The sequence below is a fragment of the Desulfoprunum benzoelyticum genome (genome assembly GCF_014201505.1).
GTDB classification, from domain to species: domain Bacteria; phylum Desulfobacterota; class Desulfobulbia; order Desulfobulbales; family Desulfocapsaceae; genus Desulfoprunum; species Desulfoprunum benzoelyticum.
Map to the genome: position 1 here is coordinate 78,963 of NZ_JACHEO010000004.1, position 17,504 is coordinate 96,466.

The 17,504-nt window shown below is 63.4% G+C and carries 11 protein-coding genes and 1 pseudogene; 8 read left to right on the top strand and 4 right to left on the bottom strand.

Translation table 11 applies throughout. From position 1 onward, the window contains the following. Nucleotides 1-382 precede the first annotated feature (382 nt). Together HNQ81_RS05635 and HNQ81_RS05640 are read left to right on the top strand one after the other, a co-directional pair. A complete protein-coding gene (locus HNQ81_RS05635) occupies nt 383-1,399 on the top strand; it encodes a zinc-dependent alcohol dehydrogenase family protein (protein ID WP_183349200.1) in 1,017 nt (338 codons plus the stop codon). 33 nt (nt 1,400-1,432) lie between these two features. Next, nucleotides 1,433-1,681, top strand: a pseudogene (locus HNQ81_RS05640) (MarR family winged helix-turn-helix transcriptional regulator); the annotation flags it as partial. Nucleotides 1,682-1,884: 203 nt separating this feature from the next. On the opposite strand, the gene HNQ81_RS05645 reads toward HNQ81_RS05640, so the two are convergent. Both HNQ81_RS05645 and HNQ81_RS05650 read right to left on the bottom strand, forming a co-directional pair. Further along, nucleotides 1,885-2,997 (bottom strand): HD-GYP domain-containing protein, encoded by a 1,113-nt coding sequence (locus HNQ81_RS05645; protein ID WP_183349202.1) that lies wholly within the window; start codon nt 2,995-2,997, stop codon nt 1,885-1,887. Further along, complete coding sequence (locus HNQ81_RS05650; RefSeq protein WP_183349203.1) at nt 2,997-6,446, bottom strand: response regulator; 3,450 nt, start codon at nt 6,444-6,446, stop codon at nt 2,997-2,999. The genes HNQ81_RS05645 and HNQ81_RS05650 overlap by 1 nt, the downstream gene beginning before the upstream one ends. A 320-nt stretch (nt 6,447-6,766) precedes the next feature. Between HNQ81_RS05650 and HNQ81_RS05655 the strand changes: the two genes are divergently transcribed. Further along, entirely contained in the window at nt 6,767-7,630 is an 864-nt protein-coding gene (locus HNQ81_RS05655) for a ComEC/Rec2 family competence protein (protein WP_183349205.1), read from the top strand. Further along, nucleotides 7,617-8,192 (top strand): VanZ family protein, encoded by a 576-nt coding sequence (locus HNQ81_RS05660; RefSeq protein ID WP_183349208.1) that lies wholly within the window; start codon nt 7,617-7,619, stop codon nt 8,190-8,192. The genes HNQ81_RS05655 and HNQ81_RS05660 overlap by 14 nt, the downstream gene beginning before the upstream one ends. A gap of 42 nt (nt 8,193-8,234) precedes the next feature. On the opposite strand, the gene uraA is transcribed toward HNQ81_RS05660, so the two are convergent. Continuing rightward, complete coding sequence (gene uraA, locus HNQ81_RS05665; RefSeq protein WP_183349210.1) at nt 8,235-9,521, bottom strand: uracil permease; 1,287 nt, start codon at nt 9,519-9,521, stop codon at nt 8,235-8,237. 354 nt (nt 9,522-9,875) lie between these two features. On the opposite strand from uraA, the gene HNQ81_RS05670 reads away from it, so the two are divergent. The 4 genes from HNQ81_RS05670 (at nt 9,876) to HNQ81_RS05685 (ending at nt 16,348) form a co-directional block, all read left to right on the top strand. Then, on the top strand, nt 9,876-10,466 hold the full coding sequence (locus tag HNQ81_RS05670; protein ID WP_183349212.1) for a TetR/AcrR family transcriptional regulator: 591 nt from the start codon (nt 9,876-9,878) through the stop codon (nt 10,464-10,466). A 123-nt stretch (nt 10,467-10,589) separates the two neighbouring features. Further along, nucleotides 10,590-11,792: an efflux RND transporter periplasmic adaptor subunit gene (locus HNQ81_RS05675; protein WP_183349214.1), complete on the top strand. Its 1,203-nt coding sequence runs from the start codon at nt 10,590-10,592 to the stop codon at nt 11,790-11,792. Nucleotides 11,793-11,798: 6 nt separating this feature from the next. Next, nucleotides 11,799-14,939: an efflux RND transporter permease subunit gene (locus HNQ81_RS05680; protein WP_183349216.1), complete on the top strand. Its 3,141-nt coding sequence runs from the start codon at nt 11,799-11,801 to the stop codon at nt 14,937-14,939. Nucleotides 14,940-14,944: 5 nt separating this feature from the next. Continuing rightward, on the top strand, nt 14,945-16,348 hold the full coding sequence (locus HNQ81_RS05685; RefSeq protein ID WP_183349218.1) for an efflux transporter outer membrane subunit: 1,404 nt from the start codon (nt 14,945-14,947) through the stop codon (nt 16,346-16,348). A 120-nt stretch (nt 16,349-16,468) separates the two neighbouring features. On the opposite strand, the gene HNQ81_RS05690 is transcribed toward HNQ81_RS05685, so the two are convergent. Then, nucleotides 16,469-17,503 (bottom strand): ethylbenzene dehydrogenase-related protein, encoded by a 1,035-nt coding sequence (locus HNQ81_RS05690; RefSeq protein ID WP_183349220.1) that lies wholly within the window; start codon nt 17,501-17,503, stop codon nt 16,469-16,471. Nucleotide 17,504 lies beyond the last annotated feature (1 nt).

Consider the following 17,504-nt stretch of genomic DNA (forward strand, 5'->3'; position numbering starts at 1 on the left):
CGCCACCCTGGCGCGGGCCACCGATCCTCTTCTTGTTCTTTGCAGGTGCTACCGACGCCCGAGCAAGCTGCCCGGTGCTGCATTAGCCGACGCTGATGCCCTGGAAGCTTACCGCCACGGAAGCGACTGCCGAAAATAACGATCTCCACCGAAGGCAAGGCGTCAGCCAAGGCCGCAGCCAAGCGAAACCGCCGGCTGATCGAAGCGTGCTTACGACATCGTTTGGCGAAGCGGCCGATGCTCCCCCACCGCTGGACCGACCATCGTTCGAGCACTTGAAGCCCGATTTAATTGCGCGTAATCTATTTGTGTACAATCAGGCCGCGAGGCGCCCCCGCTTGTGGATGGAGCGCGCGTTGACTGGCAACTTTAAGGAGTGACCATGAAGGCTTATCGGATCTCGCATGGCGGGCAAATCGACGGACTGCAGTTGGAAGACATCGTCGAGCGCCCGCTCGAGCCCTACGAAGTACGCGTCAGGGTGCGTGCTGTGTCGCTAAATTATCGCGATCTGGTGGTCGCCAAGGGGATGGATCCGACGAAGGTAGATCGCCCGGTCATTCCCTGTTCCGATGGCGCGGGAGATGTCATCGCTGTCGGTTCGATGGTCCGCCGGGTCAAGCCGGGCGACCGGGTGGCGGCGTCCTTCTTCCCCCATTGGCTCGAAGGTGGGCCTGATCGAAGCAAGGTCCGGAACTCGCTCGGTGGCGACGTCGACGGTATGCTGGCCGAAGAAGTCACGCTGCATGAGGAAACCCTCGCCAAGATCCCGGACCAGCTTGGATACGTCGAGGCGTCGACCCTCCCGTGTGCAGGCGTCACCGCGTGGAATGCGATCTTCGAGTCATCCGACGTTCGCCCCGGCGATACTGTTCTCCTGCTTGGCACCGGTGGTGTTTCAATCCTGGGTCTGCAGCTGGCAAAGGCTGCAGGCCTGCGGGTGATCGTCACATCGTCCAGCGATGAGAAGCTGGCGCGCGCCCGCGCCCTGGGTGCGGATGTGACGATCAACTACCGTGCGACCCCCGAATGGCAGGACGAGGTGCTAAACCAAACTGGCGGCGAGGGAGTCGATCTGGTGCTGGAGGTAGGCGGGCAGGGAACCGTTACCCGCTCTGTCGCATCCACCGCCGTGGGCGGGACCATCGCCGTCATCGGGGGCGTCAGCGGCTTCGGTGGCGAGGTCAATCCGATGACCCTGACGCTCGGTGCCAAGCGCATGATCGGCATCTACGTCGGCAGCCGAGCCATGTTGGAGCAAGCAGCGGGGCTGGTCGCTGGAACCGGCATGAAGCCGGTGGTCGATCGCGTATTCCCGTTTGCCGAGGCGCAGGAAGCGTTCCGCCACCTTGAGTCGGGAGCGCATTTCGGCAAGGTCGTAATCGAACTGACGCAATAGTCCCGCCGCCGACTTTCCCGACCGAGACCCAAAATGCCAGAGAATAAAGCGCCCCCTGTGTGTGACGACCTGATGTCGCTCGACCGGCAGGTGTGTTTCGCTCTCTATGCCGCATCGAACCTCGTTACCCGCCAGTACCGGCCGCTGCTGGCCGAACTCGGACTCACGTTCCCGCAGTATCTGGTGATGCTGGTGCTGTGGGAATCCGAGCAACAGACCGTCGGCGCTATCGGTGAACGGCTCCACCTTGACAGCGGCACCCTGACGCCGCTTGCCGAGCGTAGGCTTTGAGTCTCGGGGCTCGTCGTCTCTTTTCCATGAGCCGCTGGTACAGCAGGTGCGTTGTGTGCTCGCGGTAGTTATCGCGAAGCCGTTGCAAGGCTTTTCAGCCGCATCTGAGCTGAAGTTCGCCAAGGCGAAATGGCCAGCAGCGCAGAGGCGTATCAACTCATCGCAACGGTCAAGCTCGGCGCAAAGGTCGGGCTCTAACAGCGTTTCGGCGACGCGGCCATGCTCGACTGCAGGGTTTTCGGCGAGGCGACACAGAAGATCGTTCCCGACCCGCCGATGGTATAATCGAAGGCGAATTTCTGGTTGGTGAACAGATCGACACAGAAATCGACGGCATCGCTGTCGTAGAGAACACCCCGATGCTGCCGGACCTCGTCCAGGGCGGCCTCGATGCCCAGCGCCGGACGATACGGCCGGAAGGAACTCTTGGCCTCGACCACGTCGGCCACCGCCAGGATCCGTGCTTCGAGCAGGATATCGTCGCCCTTGAGTCCGAGAGGATAGCCGGAGCCGTCGAGACGCTCATGGTGCTGGAAGACCATGTGCGCCACCGGCCACGGGAAGGGGATGTTTTTGAGGATTTCAAAGCTGATCTGGGGGTGGATCTTGATGACTTCGTACTCGGCGTCGAGCAATTCTCCGGCCCGGCTGAGGATCGACACCGGGATACGGATCTTGCCGACATCGTGAAGGATGCCGGCGATGCGGATCCCTTCGATGATATGCGCCGACAGCCCCATCTTCTCGGCAATGGCGCAGGCCAGCAGGGCCACCCGTTGCTGGTGGCCGGCGGTGTAAGGGTCCCTGATCTCGACCATCTGGGCCATGCTGCAGATGCTGCCGTTCAGCATCTCCTGGAGTTCGGCGGTCTTTTCCTCCACCTTCTGCTCGAGGATGGCGTTCTGAGCCCGCAGCTGCGCCTTCATCTCCTCGAGGAAGATATGGGTGTGGATCCGGGCCTTGACCTCGGCGACATGAAAGGGCTTGGTGATATAATCGACCGCCCCGACCTCGAAACCCCGGGTCTTGTTGATGGTATCCTGCATCGCGGTGAGGAAGATGACCGGGATCGAACTGGTCTCCGGGTTGGCCTTGAGCCGCGAACAGACCTCGTAGCCGTCCATTTCCGGCATCATGATATCGAGCAGGATGAGGGCGGGACGGAACTTGTCGACATACTCCAGGGCGGCGCTGCCCTTCTTGGCGATGCCGAGCCGGTAGTCATCCTTGAGACTGCCGACCAACAGATCGATATTGGTGGCATTGTCATCGACAATGAGGACGAGGGGCCGTTCCGTCGGTGTCATCACATTCCCCCTGGTTGCTGCATCTGCTGCAGGGTTGATTTGGCTTGATCATAATCGTAGCGGTCGATCTGGTGCTCGAGGATCGACAGCAGGTCCGGCTGCGGCAGGGTGCCGGCCGCGGCATGGCGGCGGATTCTCTGCAGGGCCTGGGTGATCGCCTCGGGGTCGGCCCGATCTATCGCCTCCTCCATTTCACGAAAGATCCGGCTCGCATCTTCACCAGGTTCAGGGGGCGGCTCCGTGGCCGCGACGATAACCTCAGCCGGCGCCAGGGTGCGCAGCGAGCCGAGCACCTGGTCGAGGGAATCGAGCAGATCCCCGATCATGGCGTCAAAATCCGGGGCCAGGGCCGTGGTGGCATCAAGACCTTTCCGGCATTCTTCCTCGACCCGGGCCGCGGCGGTCTGCAGGGCGACCGCGCCGATATTGCCGGCACTGCCCTTGAGACTATGGGCGAGACGGAGGATGTCGTCAAGCCGTCCTTCCGCCGTCGCCTGCTCAATCTTCCGGCGGGTGGAACCGTTGTCGTTGTTGAAACCGATCAGGATGGTCCTGAAGGTGCGGCGGTCAAGACCCGAGTTCGCCAGCGCCGACTGGACATCGATGCCGGGCAGGTCGAGCGCAGGCCCATCGTCTTTGACAACCACCGCCGCGGTTATCGCCTCGCCTGCCGCCTCGGCATCGGCCTTGGCACCCCGCACCGTCTCCGCCACCCGTTTGTGTCCTCGCAGCAGATGGGAGAGGGTCGCAAACAGCCGTTCCTGGTTGATCGGTTTGGCGATGTAGCCGTCCATCCCGGCCTCGAGACACTTCTCCTCATCTCCCTTCATTGCATGGGCAGTCATCGCGATAATCGGCAGCTTGGCACAGCCGGGAATTTCCCTGATCAACCGGGTCGCCTCGTAGCCGTTCATCTTCGGCATCTGGATATCCATCAGCACCCCGTCGAAACTTTTCTCCTGCACCGCCTGCACCGCCAGTTCGCCGTTGTCGACGACGGTGACATCGATTTCCGCCTTTTCGAGGATCGCCGTCGCCACGATCTGGTTGGTCAGGTTGTCCTCCGCCAGGAGCAGCTTGATTCCCCGCAGCTGCTTGCTGTACAGCGAGGAGCGGGTGGTGAAGTCATGCTTCGACCCTTCGCTCCGCCCCCCTCCTTTGCCGAAGGCGTCCATGATCGCATCGAACAGGGTCGACTGGAAGATCGGTTTGGTCAGGAATCCGTTGGTACCGGCCCTTTCGGCATCCTCCCGGTGCAGATCCTTGGCGAAGGCGGTCATGATGATGATCGGCAGATCGAGGTGCAGCTCACCCCTGATCCGCTTCGCCGTCTCGATGCCATCGAGATCGGGCATCTGCCAGTCCATCATGATCAGGTCGACCGGCTGCTGTTTCATCCGCAAGGAAGACAGACGCTCCAGCGCCTCGACGCCCGAAGGCAGGGTCTCGACCTTAAAGCCGAGGGACTGGAGGATTTTGCTCATGATCATCCGGCTGTCGGCAAGGTCATCGACCACCAGGACATTGAGACCATGGATGTCCGGAGGCAGAACGTATTTCGCGACGGGCAGGCTGCCGGCCCGGCCGAGCTGGACGGTGAAAAAGAAATTGCTGCCCTTGCCGAGGGTACTCTCGACGCCGATCGATCCCTTCATCATCGTCACGAACTTGCTGCAGATGCTGAGCCCGAGCCCGGTCCCCTCGTATTTTCGCGTCGACGAGGTATCGCCCTGGGTGAAAGGACGGAAAATCGTCGTCATATAACTGGACGGGATCCCCATGCCGGTATCCTTGACCGAAAAGGAGAGCAGGACCCTGTCGGGAGGGAGATCGCTCTGTGTTGAGGACGCGTCCTGGGCGCTGACCAGGATGCTGCCGCCGGAAGGGGTGAATTTGATGGCGTTGCTGACCAGGTTGGTGAGAATCTGCTGCAGTCGCAGGGAATCGCCGAGCAGCAGACGGGGAGTGTCCCTGTCGATGTCGACGAGCAGCTCAAGCCCCTTCTCGCCCGCCTGGTGGACGAAGACATCCATGACCCGGTCGAAGACCTCATCAAGCCTGAAAATCCGGTCCTTCAATTCCATCTGCCCGGCCTCGATCTTCGAGAAGTCAAGGATGTCGTTGATGATGCCGAGCAGTGAATAGGCGGAATTCTGGACGATATGGAGAAAGTTCTCGATCGTCTTCGGCACCTGTTCGCTGAGGGCCAGATCGATGGCGGCGATGATGCCGTTCATCGGCGTGCGGATCTCATGGCTCATATTGGCGAGAAATTCGCTCTTGGCCTGCGTCGCCGCCTCGGCCAGCTCTTTCGATTTCTGCAGTTCCTCATCCAGCTGCCGATGCTCCTCGATCTCCTCCATCAAGATCAGCTGCGAAGCCTTCAGCCGGCGGTTGAGCCGCAGGATCAGCGCCGTCAGAACGAGGGACAGCACAAAGAGAACAGCGAGCGGTACGATCCATGACATATAGGCCCGCATTACCGCCCCGACGGTTATGCGGCCGAGATCCTTGTACGGACCGAGACGAAGGAATTTGAGGAGGTCGTGGACCGGCTGGTAATTGAGCGGGATGGTCCAGCCGGCGCATCCCGCCGCCACCGCCGCCGGATTGTGGGCCTCCATCTGCAGCAGGGCGATGGCGACCTTCTCCGCCAGTTCGTCGGGGGTCTGCCTGACCTTGGCCATCGGCCAGTCCGGATATTCTCTCGTCGTAATCAAATAGGGCGCTTCGCCCTCCTGGTGGCCCAGGCGCGGGAAGACATAGACGGCATCGAGCGATATCTTGCCTTCGGCCGCCATCTGTTCGAGGGTATTGGTCCGCACCGTCCCGGCGTCGGCCTTGCCGGCCAGCACCGCCTCGACGACCTCGTCGTGAGTCTCACCGAAACGGAGGGCCCGGAAATCCCTGTCGGGATCGATGCCGTTCTCGAGCAGTTCCCGCCACGTCATCTGCCAGCCGCCGAGCGATGATTCGGAGACCGCCATGAAGACCTTGCCGCTCAGATCGATGAAGCGGCGGATGTCGGTGCGGTCCCGGCGGGTGAAGATGACGCTGCCGTACCTGGAATAGACACCGCCGAGGCGCATCTCCTTCAGGGTCGCAATCCTGTTGGCGCCATACAGATATTCGAGTTCGACATAGGACGACGAGTTGGTGAGGATGAAATCAACCTCCGCCTTTTCCACCGTCGGATTGATCCGGGTGTGCTCCAGCGGGACAATGACAAACCGATGACCGGGGATCTGCTTACTCAGGTAGTCGGCTGTCGGCGTCCAGCTTTTCAGGCATTGCTCCTTGCCCCTGATGGCCAGGACGCCGATCTTGAACTGGTCCTCGGAGCCGGCGGCACCGGCCGTTGACAGAAACGGAACCAGCAGGCAGACCAGGACCAGCGCGGCTTGCCACCACTGCCCGAAGCGGAGCCCCCCCTGTCTGCCATCAGGCATCGCCATCTCCCGGAAACACGTGATGAATGAGTGCCAAAGCCTGCACTTCCTGCATGAAGACAGACAAGGCCACTGGATGAAATGATGAAATCAAGCAGCGGCTGCGAACACGGCGGCAGCGTGTTTGATCATGCATACCTGGCCAACGGCTGGAAAGACACGCTTTCCGCCCTGACCCGGTACTTCAAGGTAATGCATCGTCCCCTTCCCGGCAATAGATTTCACCCGCCCCCGACTTGCCGGCCGGCCGCCGCTCGGGTAGATTGGAGAGCAAACAGGTTTCCGATCTACCCGATCCCCATCCACTTTGGCCCCAACTCATGCACGCCATCCGGTACCGCCACCCGCGGCCAATGATCCTTTGCCGGTCCCTGCTCCTGCTCACCGTACTGGCCGCCAGCCTGGCCCGGCCGGTCGGCGCCGCCGAGCCGAGCGTCCCCGTCACCGTGTCGTTCTTCGGGGCGGGCGGGGAGGACGCAGTGCTGCTCCACCAGGCCGGCCGCTGTGCACTGCTGGTTGACGCCGGCCCACGTGGCAGCGGCATCCGCATCGGCGAGGCCCTGGAGCGCCGCGGGGTCGAGGGCCTCGATCAACTGGTCATCTCCCACCCTCATCTTGACCACTTCGGCGGGGTACTGACTCTGCCCACATCTCTGGAAATCGCAATGGTGCACGACAATGGCGGCGACAACGGCGGCGAACCTGGCTTTGCCGACTACCGCCGCTGGCGCCGGCACTTCCCTTATCAGCCCCTCGCGGCCGGGGCAAAATGGCGATGCGGGGAGATCGAGGTGTCCGTACTCGCCGCCGATTCGACCACATCGCGGCCGGAGAAGATCAACGATGGTTCGATCGTCCTCGCCGTAACCGTCGGATCGGTGCGCCTGCTCCTGCCCGGCGATATCGAGGCCGGCGGACGCCGGGCGCTCGCCCGCCGCCCCGGGGCGCTCCGGGCCGATATCGTCAAGATTCCGCATCACGCCAAGGATGCCGGCGGTCTCGGCCCCTGGCTCGATGCCGTCAGGCCGGCCCTCGCAGTCATCAGCACCGGCAAAGACACAGTTGTTGATCCCGCCGCCCTTGAACTGGTGCGGGCCAGCAGCGGCGAAGTGTGGCGGACCGACCTCCAGGGCGACCTGGAGATCAGGATCGATGCCCGGGGATGGCACCATGTCGGACAATAGGACGATGCGGTACCTGGCCATTGCCTATGTGCTGCTGATCTATGCCACCTCGGGATGGATGCGCGACCTCTCCACCTTGGCGCGGCAGATCGTCGGGGACGGTCTCGGCCTGGGAATGACAACCGGTCTCGTCGTGATCCTGGGCGTCATCCTCTTCACTATCCACCGCTCTCATCGCCCCCTTGCCGTCTTGCCCTACCTCCCTGTCCTGCTCGGGTATGGTCTCGCCCTGGTGTGGCTGGAGATCCCGGAGGAACGCTTCCACCTCCTTCAGTACGGGATCCTCAGCCTTCTCTGCAGCCGGGCCCTGCCGAATTCCCTCCACGGCGTCCGCCGCCACCTGCTGGCGTTCATGCTGGTGTGCCTCGCCGGTGCCGGCGATGAACTGATCCAGTGGCTGCGCCCCAACCGGGTCGGCGATCTTCGCGATATCGTCATCAACGCGATCGCCGCCCTGCTCGCCCAGGCCCTGATCGCCATCACCGCCAGTTCCGCAACCGCCGGAAGGGCAGGCGCAATCGACACGCAGCGAGAGGTGCGGCCGCCGACTGCAGACGTCTGAAGAGGCCCCTCCCCTGGGCAACCGGCTCCTCTCAGCTGTTCCTCAAATATCTGTCCCGGCGTTGACCAGACCCAGCCGCTCGAGGAGATGAAAGAGGAGGGAAAGGGCCATGCCGGCTACGGTCGCCAGGGCCATGCCCTTGAGCTGGACGTTGCCGAGATTGACGGCCGCCCCGCTGATCCCGACGATCAGGACAATGGCCGTCAGGATGAGATTGATCGGTCGGGAGTAGTCGACCTTCGCTTCCACCAGCATCCGGATGCCGGAGGCGGCGATGACCCCGAAGAGGAGAATCGAGATGCCGCCCATGACCGGAGTCGGGATGGACTGGATAACCGCCGACAGCTTGCCGATGAAGGCGAGAAGGATCGAGATGACCGCCGCCCCGCCGATGATCCAGACCGAATAGACCCTGGTGATCGCCATGACCCCGATGTTCTCGCCGTAGGTCGTTGTCGGCACCGAGCCGAAGAAACCGGAGAGCACCGTCGACACGCCGTCGCCCATCAGCGAGCGATGGAGCCCCGGGTCGCGGGTCAGTTCCCGGCCGACGATGTTGCCGGTCACCACCAGGTGGCCGATATGTTCGGAGATCACCACCAGCGAGGCCGGAATGATGATCAGGATCATGTTGAGGTCAAACTTCGGGGTGTAGAAGGTCGGCAGGGCGAGGATCGCGGCGCTCGATACCCCGTCGAAGCTGACCATCCCCATGAACACCGCGACCGCATAGCCGACGACGATGCCGATCAGAACCGGAATGGCCGCCATGAACCCCCTGAACAGCAGGGAACCGAAAACGACCGTGAGCAGGGTGACGATGGAGACGATGATCGCCTCGACATTGTAGGCGCCTTTGGCATCCGGCATGATCCCGGCCATCCCGGTCGCCACCCCGGCCAGTTCGAGACCGATGAGCATGACGATGGGGCCCATCGTCGCCGGCGGCAGGACGAAATCGATCCACTCCGAGCCGAACTTCCAGACCATCAGGGCTACGGCCATGAAGATGCAACCGGAAACGATGAACCCGCCCAGGGCGTAGGAATAGTTGCCGGCCCACAATCCCTGATCGGCCCCGAGGACGACGAAGACCGGCGACAGAAAGGCGAAGCTCGAACCGAGAAAGGCCGGGGCCCGGCCCTTGCAGAGGATGAGGTAGATCAGGGTGCCGACGCCGTTCATCAGCAGGACGACGGCGGGGTCGATTTTGAACAGGGTCGGCACCAGCACAGATGCCCCGAACATCGCGAAAAGGTGCTGGAAACTCAGGGGAATCCCCTGCAGCATCGGTACCTTCTCATCCACCTGTATCGTCTTTTGAATCATTGCGATCGCTCCTAGTTCCGCTGGTTTCCCGTCGACCGCCGCCGAGGCCGGTTTGTCGGCTATTATTTTGTTATATCGAATAAAAAGTGAACTGACCGTTACACATCGAGCCAATTTTTCCCTCGGTCGATGACAATCCACTCCCGTACCATATCGTGTCCCGGCGGGCAACATAATGTTCTGCCAGCCGCCGCGAACTCCAGGTTCCCGGCAGCCCGGCGCCTGATACTCGACCGGGCGCCGACCGCCACTGCCCTCCAGGCGATAAAAAAAATTTGACAGATCGATGTTCTTTGAGTAGATGGGGACTGAACATTCACTCCGCACGATTTTCTTTTCCGGGTACCCCACGCCATGACCAAGGAAATTACCGACAAACGATCAGCCATCCTCAAGGCCGCGATGGAACTGATCGCCGAAAACGGCTTCCACGGGGCGCCGACGGCAATGATCGCCGTCCGGGCCGGGGTCGGCACCGGCACCATCTACCGTTATTTCGCCGACAAGGACGTGCTGATCCGGGAGGTGCACCGGGAACTGGAAGAACGGATGAACCCGATACTGATGGTCCGGAATGCCGCTGAGCGGTCGCTCAAGGAGCGATTCCAACATTTCTTCTTCGGCCTGATGCGCTTTCTGCTCGACAACCCGCTGGAGTTCAAGTTCCTCGAACAGTTCTACAATTCGCCCTATGGCGTTGCCATGCGGCGCGACAAGATCCTCAACCAGAAGGCGAGCGACCAGCGGTGTGACACAGTGAAAAATCTCTTCGAGCAGGGCATTGCCGAAGGGATGATCAAGGACCTGCCGCTCCCCATCCTCTTCGCCTTGTTCTTCGGCACACTGGCGTCGGTGGCCCGTGATCATACCCTCGGTTTCATCGAACTGAACGACGACCTGATCTACAGAACGGCGGAGGCCAGCTGGGATGCCATCAAGCGCTAGGGCACCGGAGGCCAGGCGCTTCCACCATACCATGCACGTGCAATCACCGACCGGGCCAGGCTCGAGACGCGGCATCGTCTTCCCGCCGCCACCGGTCGCCTTCAACATTCAAGGACAAAAACCATGAGCACGCTCAAGATAGCACCGTTCATCGCCCTTGCCCTGGCTGCCGCCATGCTGCTCGGCGCCTGCAAGGATGGCAAGCACCCCCCCCAGACCATGGGCGCCGGCGGTCCGATCGAGGTCGAGACGATCACCGTCGCCTCCCAGGCGGTCAGCCTCAGCGAAGAGCTGCCGGGCCGAACCAGTGCCTTCCGGGTCGCCGAGGTCCGGCCCCAGGTCGGCGGCATCCTCCAGCGACGACTGTTCACCGAGGGCAGCGAGGTCAAGGCCGGGCAGCTGCTGTACCAGATCGATCCGGCTTCCTACCAGGCCGCCTATGACAGTGCCAAGGCGGCATTGGCAAGGGCCGAGGCGGCGGAATACTCGGCCCGGCTGAAGGCCGATCGCTTCCGGACCCTCGTCCGTACCCAGGCGGTCAGCACCCAGGAGCAGGTGGATTCGGAAGCCGCCTGGAAACAGACGGTGGCCGAAGTCGCCGCCGCCAGAGCGGCCCTGGAGACCACCCGGATCAACCTCGACTACACCAGGATCACTGCCCCGATCGGCGGCCGCATCGGCAAGTCCGAGGTGACCGAGGGCGCCCTGGTCACCGCCCAGCAGCCTGCGGCCCTGGCCGTCATCCAGCAGCTCGACCCGATGTACATCGATGTCAGCCAGTCGAGCGTCGAGATGCTGCGCCTCAAAAAAGAGGTGGATTCCGGTCAGCTGCAGGTCGACGCCGAGGGCAAGGCCCGGGTGGGCGTGCTCCTCGAGGACGGGTCGCAGTACCCCCATCCCGGCACCCTCGAGTTCGCCGACGTCACCGTCACGATGTCCACCGGCACGGTGATTCTGCGGGTGCTGACCGCCAACCCGGACCACGTGCTGCTGCCCGGCATGTTCGTCCGCGCCCGACTGGAGCGCGGCCAGCGACCCGACGCCATCCTCGCGCCGCAGGTGGCCGTCACCCGCGACATCAAGGGCATCGCCCAGGCCCTGGTGGTGAACAAGGAATCCGTGGTCGAACTGCGCCGGCTCGTTACCGGCCAGATCATCGGCGACAGCATCGTGGTCGAATCCGGCCTGCAGGCCGGCGACCGGGTGATCGTCGCCGGGCTGCAGAAGGTCCGCCCCGGCGCGGCGGTCAAGGCCGTCGAGGCCGGTGCCGCCTCCGCCGCTTCAGCCGAGGGCGGCCAGCCCGCAACCCAGAACAAGGCGGAGTAAGAAGCCATGGCACGTTATTTCATCGACCGGCCCATCTTCGCCTGGGTCATCGCCATCGTCATCATGCTCGCCGGCGCCCTCGCCGTAGTCGAACTGCCGATTTCCCAGTACCCCGAAATCGCCCCGCCCTCGGTGCGCATCACCACGAGGTACACCGGGGCATCGGCCGAGACCATCGAGAACTCGGTCACCCAGATCATCGAGCAGAACTTGACCGGTCTGGACAACTTCCTCTACATGAAATCGGAAAGCTCCTCCACCGGCAACGTCACCATCACCCTGTTCTTCGAGGCCGGCACCGACCCGGACATCGCCCAGGTCCAGGTGCAGAACAAGCTCCAGCAGGCACTGAAGCTGCTGCCCGACGCGGTGCAGAAGGAAGGCGTGCAGGTGGCCAAGTCCAACTCGACCTTCCTGATGATCGTCGGTCTGATCTCCTCCGACCCGACCGTAAAGAACTACGATCTCGCCGACTTCATGGTCAACACCCTGCGCGACCCGCTCAGCCGCACCCCCGGCGTCGGCACCATCCAGGTGTTCGGCGGCCAGTACGCGATGCGGATCTGGCTCGACCCGGGCAAGCTCAACAGCTTCCAGCTGACTCCGACGGATGTGGCCAATGCCATCCGTGCCCAGAACAACCAGGTGGCAGTGGGGGAACTGGGCGGCTCGCCCTCGGTGCCGGACCAGCAGCTCAGCTACTCGATGATGGCCCAGACCATGATGAGTTCGCCGGAGCAGTTCAGCCAGATCATGCTCCGGGTGCTCCCCGACGGCTCCCAGGTGCGACTCAAGGACGTGGCCCGGGTGGAGATCGGCGCCGAAAACTACTTCGCCGAGACCACCTTCAACGGCCAGACCTCTTCGGGCATGGCGATCATGCTCGCCACCGGCGCCAACGCCCTGGCGACCTCGGACGCCGTTCACGCCAAGATCAAGGAGCTGAAGCCCTATTTCCCGCCGGGCGTGGAGGTGATCTTCCCCTACGACACGACGACCTTCATCCGCATCTCCATCAAGGAGGTGGTCAAGACCCTGGTCGAGGCGATCATCCTCGTCTTCCTGGTCATGTACCTGTTCCTCCAGAATTTCCGGGCGACGCTGATCCCCACCATCGCCGTGCCGGTGGTCCTCCTGGGCACCTTCGCGATCATGGCGCTGTTCGGCTTCTCGATCAACACCCTGACCATGTTCGGCCTGGTGCTGGCCATCGGCCTGCTCGTCGACGACGCCATCGTCGTCGTCGAGAACGTCGAGCGGATCATGGCCGAGGAGGGGTTGTCGCCGCTCGAGGCCACCCGCAAATCGATGGACCAGATCACCGGCGCCCTGATCGGCATCGCCCTGGTGCTCTCCGCAGTATTCGTGCCGATGGCCTTCTTCGGCGGCTCCACCGGCGCCATCTACCGCCAGTTCTCACTGACGATCGTCTCGGCCATGCTGCTGTCGGTGCTGGTCGCCCTGATCCTCACCCCGGCCCTCTGCGCCACCCTGCTCAAACCGGTGACCAAGGGCCACAACCTGGAGAAGCGCGGCTTCTTCGGCTGGTTCAACCGTACCTTCGAGGGCGGTGCCGACACCTACCGCAACTGCGTCGGCTACGTGCTCAAGCGTACCGGCCGCTTCAGCATCATCTACCTGGCGATGATTTTCGTAGTCGGCTGGTTCTTCGTCAAGCTGCCCACCAGTTTCATCCCTGAAGAGGACCAGGGGGTGTTCCTCACCCTGGTGCAGTTGCCCACCGGCGCCACCATCGAGCGCACTCAGGGGGTACTGGACCGGGTCCGCGACCACTACCAGGCTGCGGAGGAGGAGAACATCGATGGCGTCTTCACCGTCGCCGGCTTCAGCTTTGCCGGCATGGGCCAGAACATGGGCATGGCCTTCGTCGATCTCAAGCACTGGGACGAGCGCACCCGGCCGGACCAGGAGGTCAAGGCGATCATCGGCCGGGCCATGGGCACCTTCTCCCAGATCAAGGAGGCCATGGTCTTCCCGTTCAACATCCCGCCGATCCCGGCCCTGGGCACCTCCACCGGCTTCGACTTCTTCCTCCAGGACCGCTCCGGCCTCGGCCATGACAAACTCGTCGAAGCCCGCAACCAGCTGCTCGGCATGGCGGCCCAGAACCCGAGCCTGACCCGGGTCCGCCCCAACGGCATGGAGGATGCCCCCGAGTACAACGTCGACGTGGATTATGAAAAGGCCATGGCGCTCGGCGTCACCGTCAGCGACATCAACACCACCCTGGGTACGGCCTGGGGCTCGATGTACGTCAACGACTTCCTCAACCAGGGCCGGGTGAAGAAGGTCTACGTCCAGGCGGACGCACCCTTCCGGATGAATCCGGAAGACCTCAACCTCTGGTACGTGCGCAACGACCGCGGCGAGATGGTGCCCTTCTCCGCGTTCGCCAGCGGCTACTGGAGCTACGGCTCGCCGCGGCTGGAGCGCTACAACGGCAACCCGGCGATCAATATCGTCGGCGAGGCGGCGCCAGGCCTGTCCAGCGGCGATGCGATGAAGACCATCGGCGAACTCGTGGCGCAACTGCCCCCCGGCTTCGGCTACGAGTGGACCGGGGCCTCCTTCCAGGAAATGCGGGCCGGCACCCAGGCGCCGTTCCTCTACGCCATCTCCATCCTGGTGGTGTTCCTCTGCCTGGCAGCCCTGTACGAAAGCTGGTCGGTGCCGTTCTCGGTCATCCTCGCCGTGCCCATCGGCGTCCTCGGGGCGCTGGCCGCCGTGTACACCCGCGGCCTGACCAACGACGTCTATTTCCAGGTCGGTCTGCTGACCACCATCGGCCTGTCGGCCAAAAACGCCATCCTCATCGTCGAGTTCGCCAAGCGGCGGTACGATCGCGGCCGCGACCTGGTCGACAGCGCCCTGCGGGCCGCCCGCCAGCGGCTGCGGCCGATCCTGATGACCTCGCTGGCCTTCATGCTCGGCGTGCTGCCGCTGGCGATCAGCACCGGCGCCGGCGCCAACAGCCGTCACGCGATCGGCACCGGCGTCCTCGGCGGCATGACCCTGGCCACGGTGCTGGCGATTCTCTTCATCCCGCTCTTTTTCGTAGTGGTGCTGCGCATTTTCAAACCCCGGCGGCGGGAGGCGGACAGCAGCTCCGCCGTCACCAAGGAGTGATGTCCATGAAGACCGACAAACGTACCCTTTCCGTGGCCCTGCTGCTGGCGCTCGCCCTCGGCGGCTGCTCGCTGGCACCCGGGTTCAACCGGCCGATGGCGCCGATCGCCGCGGTCCTGCCCGGCACAACTGTCGCTGGCCAGGCCGAGGTGCAGGCTGCGGACCTCGGCTGGCAGGAATTCTTTGCCGACGCGCGGCTGCAGACGATCATCGGCATGGCCCTGGCCAACAACCGCGACCTGCGCGAGACGGCCCTCAACGTCGAGGCCTACCAGGCCCAGTACCGCATCCAGCGGGCGCCGCTGCTGCCGGCCGTAAACGGCGGCGGTGGCTACGTCAAGCAGCGGACCATGAGCGGGAGCGGCTACGCCACCGGCGAGGCCTATTCGGCCTCGGTGGGAATCACCGCCTGGGAACTCGACTTCTTCGGCCGCATCCGCAGCCTCCGCGACCAGGCCCTGGAAGAATATCTGGCGATGGAGGAAAACCGCCGCGGCGCCCACATCAGCCTGGTGGCCGAGGTGGCGCGCGCCTACCTCACCTGGCTCGCCGACCGGCAGCTGCTGGCCATCACCGAGGACACCGCAGCCACCGAGCAGGCCTCCTATGACCTGATCAAGCGGCGCTTCGAGGAGGGCGTGGCGACCCGGATCGACCTCGCCCAGGCCCAGACCAGCCTGCAGACGGCCCGCGCCAACCTGTCCCAGTACCGCCGCATGGTGGAACAGGACGAGAACCTGCTGACCCTGCTGGCCGGCGGGCCGCTGCCGGGCGACCTGCCCCCTTCCACCGACCTGGCCGAGCAGGCCCTGCTCGGGCCGGTGCCGTCCGGCCTGCATTCCGACCTGCTCCTCCAGCGCCCGGACATCATGGCCGCCGAGCACGGGCTGCGGGCAGCCAACGCCAGCATCGGCGCGGCCCGGGCCGCTTTTCTGCCGGCAATCAGCCTGACCGCCGACGCCGGCGTGATGAGCGCCGACGCCGCCGACCTGTTCGACGGCGACTCCGGCACCTGGTTGTTTGCGCCCTCCATCCGCCTGCCGATCTTCACCGGCGGCCGGCTGTCGGCGCAGCTCGACCTGGCCGAAATCCGCAAGGAGATCGCCGTGACCCGTTACGAGAAGGCCATCCAGACCGCCTTCCGCGAGACCGCCGACGCGCTGGCCGGCATCGGCACCTTCGCCGAGCAGTTGCAGGCCGCGGAACTGGGCCTGCAGGCCAACCAGACCTACTACGCCCTGGCCCGGGAGCGCTACGACCAGGGGGTCGACAGCTACCTGGTCCTGCTCGACGCCCAGCGCTCGCTCTACCGGGCCCGCCAGAGCGTCGTCGTCATCCGCCTGGCGATGCTGGCGAACAAGGTCAACCTCTACAAGGTCCTGGGCGGCGGCTGGAAGGCAAAGAGCTGACCGGGGGACGAGGATCTCGCTGCAAAAACAAACGGCCGACATCCCTGTCAGGGGATGTCGGCCGTTTGCCGTTCAACAGGGCACCGAGTGGTGGGGCGGGATCGCCCTTCCAGCGGCAGCCTATTTGAAAATGAGGTTGAAGACGCCCTCGTGGTAGAGGTGGTTGATCTGGGAATTGTCGAATACTGCGATACCGAAAGGATAGCTCTTGCTCCTGTCGGTGAACTGGACGTCCTGGGTCTCGACATTCTCCCCTTCCGTCTTCAGCGACCGCATGACCTCGACAGTCCACACCCCGTTGTCGTAATGGTTGCGAGCGAGGACATCGGCCCGGCCGCCGACCAGCGGTGAAATCTCGATGCCGGGGACGATGTCGCCGGTTTTAAAGGTATCGACGAACGCGGTTTTCTTATCCGGCACCACATAGTACTGCTCGTCGGCGCTCGGATTGCTGTTCATGAAAGCCGGACCGGTCTTGTCGGCATTGGCGTTGTCCTTGTAACCGCCGCCCTTGGGGGCGGTGTCGTTGCGCCGGCCCCAGCCCGCGTTGGCCTTGGGATCGGTAGTGTTGTCGACATACTGGTCGTCGAACATTCCCATCGGCATGGTGCGGACAAACTTGGCGTGCCACATGTCGATGGTCTCGGCGGCCGAGGCGGTATATTTGCGGCCCGGCGACGTGTCGCCCGGCTCGTCGAGATGGCAGGCGATCATGCAGCCTTCGGTCTCGAAGCCCTTGGTGTTGATGTTCCAGAACATCGCCAGCTTGTCTTCATAGTAGGTATTGTCGTGGCCGGTGCTGTCCTTGTTGGCCAGTTTCTTCCAGGAGCCGTCGGCCTGCTTGACCCACGGGAACCGGGCCAGGCTCTTGGTCGGATCCTTGTAGCTGATCAGAAAGTAGACGTTCTGGTCGTCATAGAGGGACTTGATTGTCACCTCGGTGCTGGTCATCCCCGGATAGCCGTTGCTCGGCTCATAGGGCAGCTGATCGAGGGTGACGGTGAATGGTGCTGCCGCATCCCAGGCCTTTTCGGCCTTGCCGTCCAATACTACCGGTGACCCGGTCTTGCTGCTGATCAACGTGTTGTCAGCGGCATATGCCGATGTCCCCAAAGCGACCACGCCGGCCATTGCCAGTATCCCTATCTTGTTCATA

Excerpts from the sequence above, each read along its gene's own strand:
- HNQ81_RS05635 (WP_183349200.1), top strand. The coding sequence starts at position 383 with ATGAAGGCTTATCGGATCTCGCATGGCGGGCAAATCGACGGACTGCAG.
- HNQ81_RS05645 (WP_183349202.1), bottom strand. The coding sequence starts at position 2,997 with ATGACACCGACGGAACGGCCCCTCGTCCTCATTGTCGATGACAATGCC.
- HNQ81_RS05650 (WP_183349203.1), bottom strand. The coding sequence starts at position 6,446 with ATGCCTGATGGCAGACAGGGGGGGCTCCGCTTCGGGCAGTGGTGGCAA.
- HNQ81_RS05655 (WP_183349205.1), top strand. The coding sequence starts at position 6,767 with ATGCACGCCATCCGGTACCGCCACCCGCGGCCAATGATCCTTTGCCGG.
- HNQ81_RS05660 (WP_183349208.1), top strand. The coding sequence starts at position 7,617 with ATGTCGGACAATAGGACGATGCGGTACCTGGCCATTGCCTATGTGCTG.
- uraA (WP_183349210.1), bottom strand. The coding sequence starts at position 9,521 with ATGATTCAAAAGACGATACAGGTGGATGAGAAGGTACCGATGCTGCAG.
- HNQ81_RS05670 (WP_183349212.1), top strand. The coding sequence starts at position 9,876 with ATGACCAAGGAAATTACCGACAAACGATCAGCCATCCTCAAGGCCGCG.
- HNQ81_RS05675 (WP_183349214.1), top strand. The coding sequence starts at position 10,590 with ATGAGCACGCTCAAGATAGCACCGTTCATCGCCCTTGCCCTGGCTGCC.
- HNQ81_RS05680 (WP_183349216.1), top strand. The coding sequence starts at position 11,799 with ATGGCACGTTATTTCATCGACCGGCCCATCTTCGCCTGGGTCATCGCC.
- HNQ81_RS05685 (WP_183349218.1), top strand. The coding sequence starts at position 14,945 with ATGAAGACCGACAAACGTACCCTTTCCGTGGCCCTGCTGCTGGCGCTC.
- HNQ81_RS05690 (WP_183349220.1), bottom strand. The coding sequence starts at position 17,503 with ATGAACAAGATAGGGATACTGGCAATGGCCGGCGTGGTCGCTTTGGGG.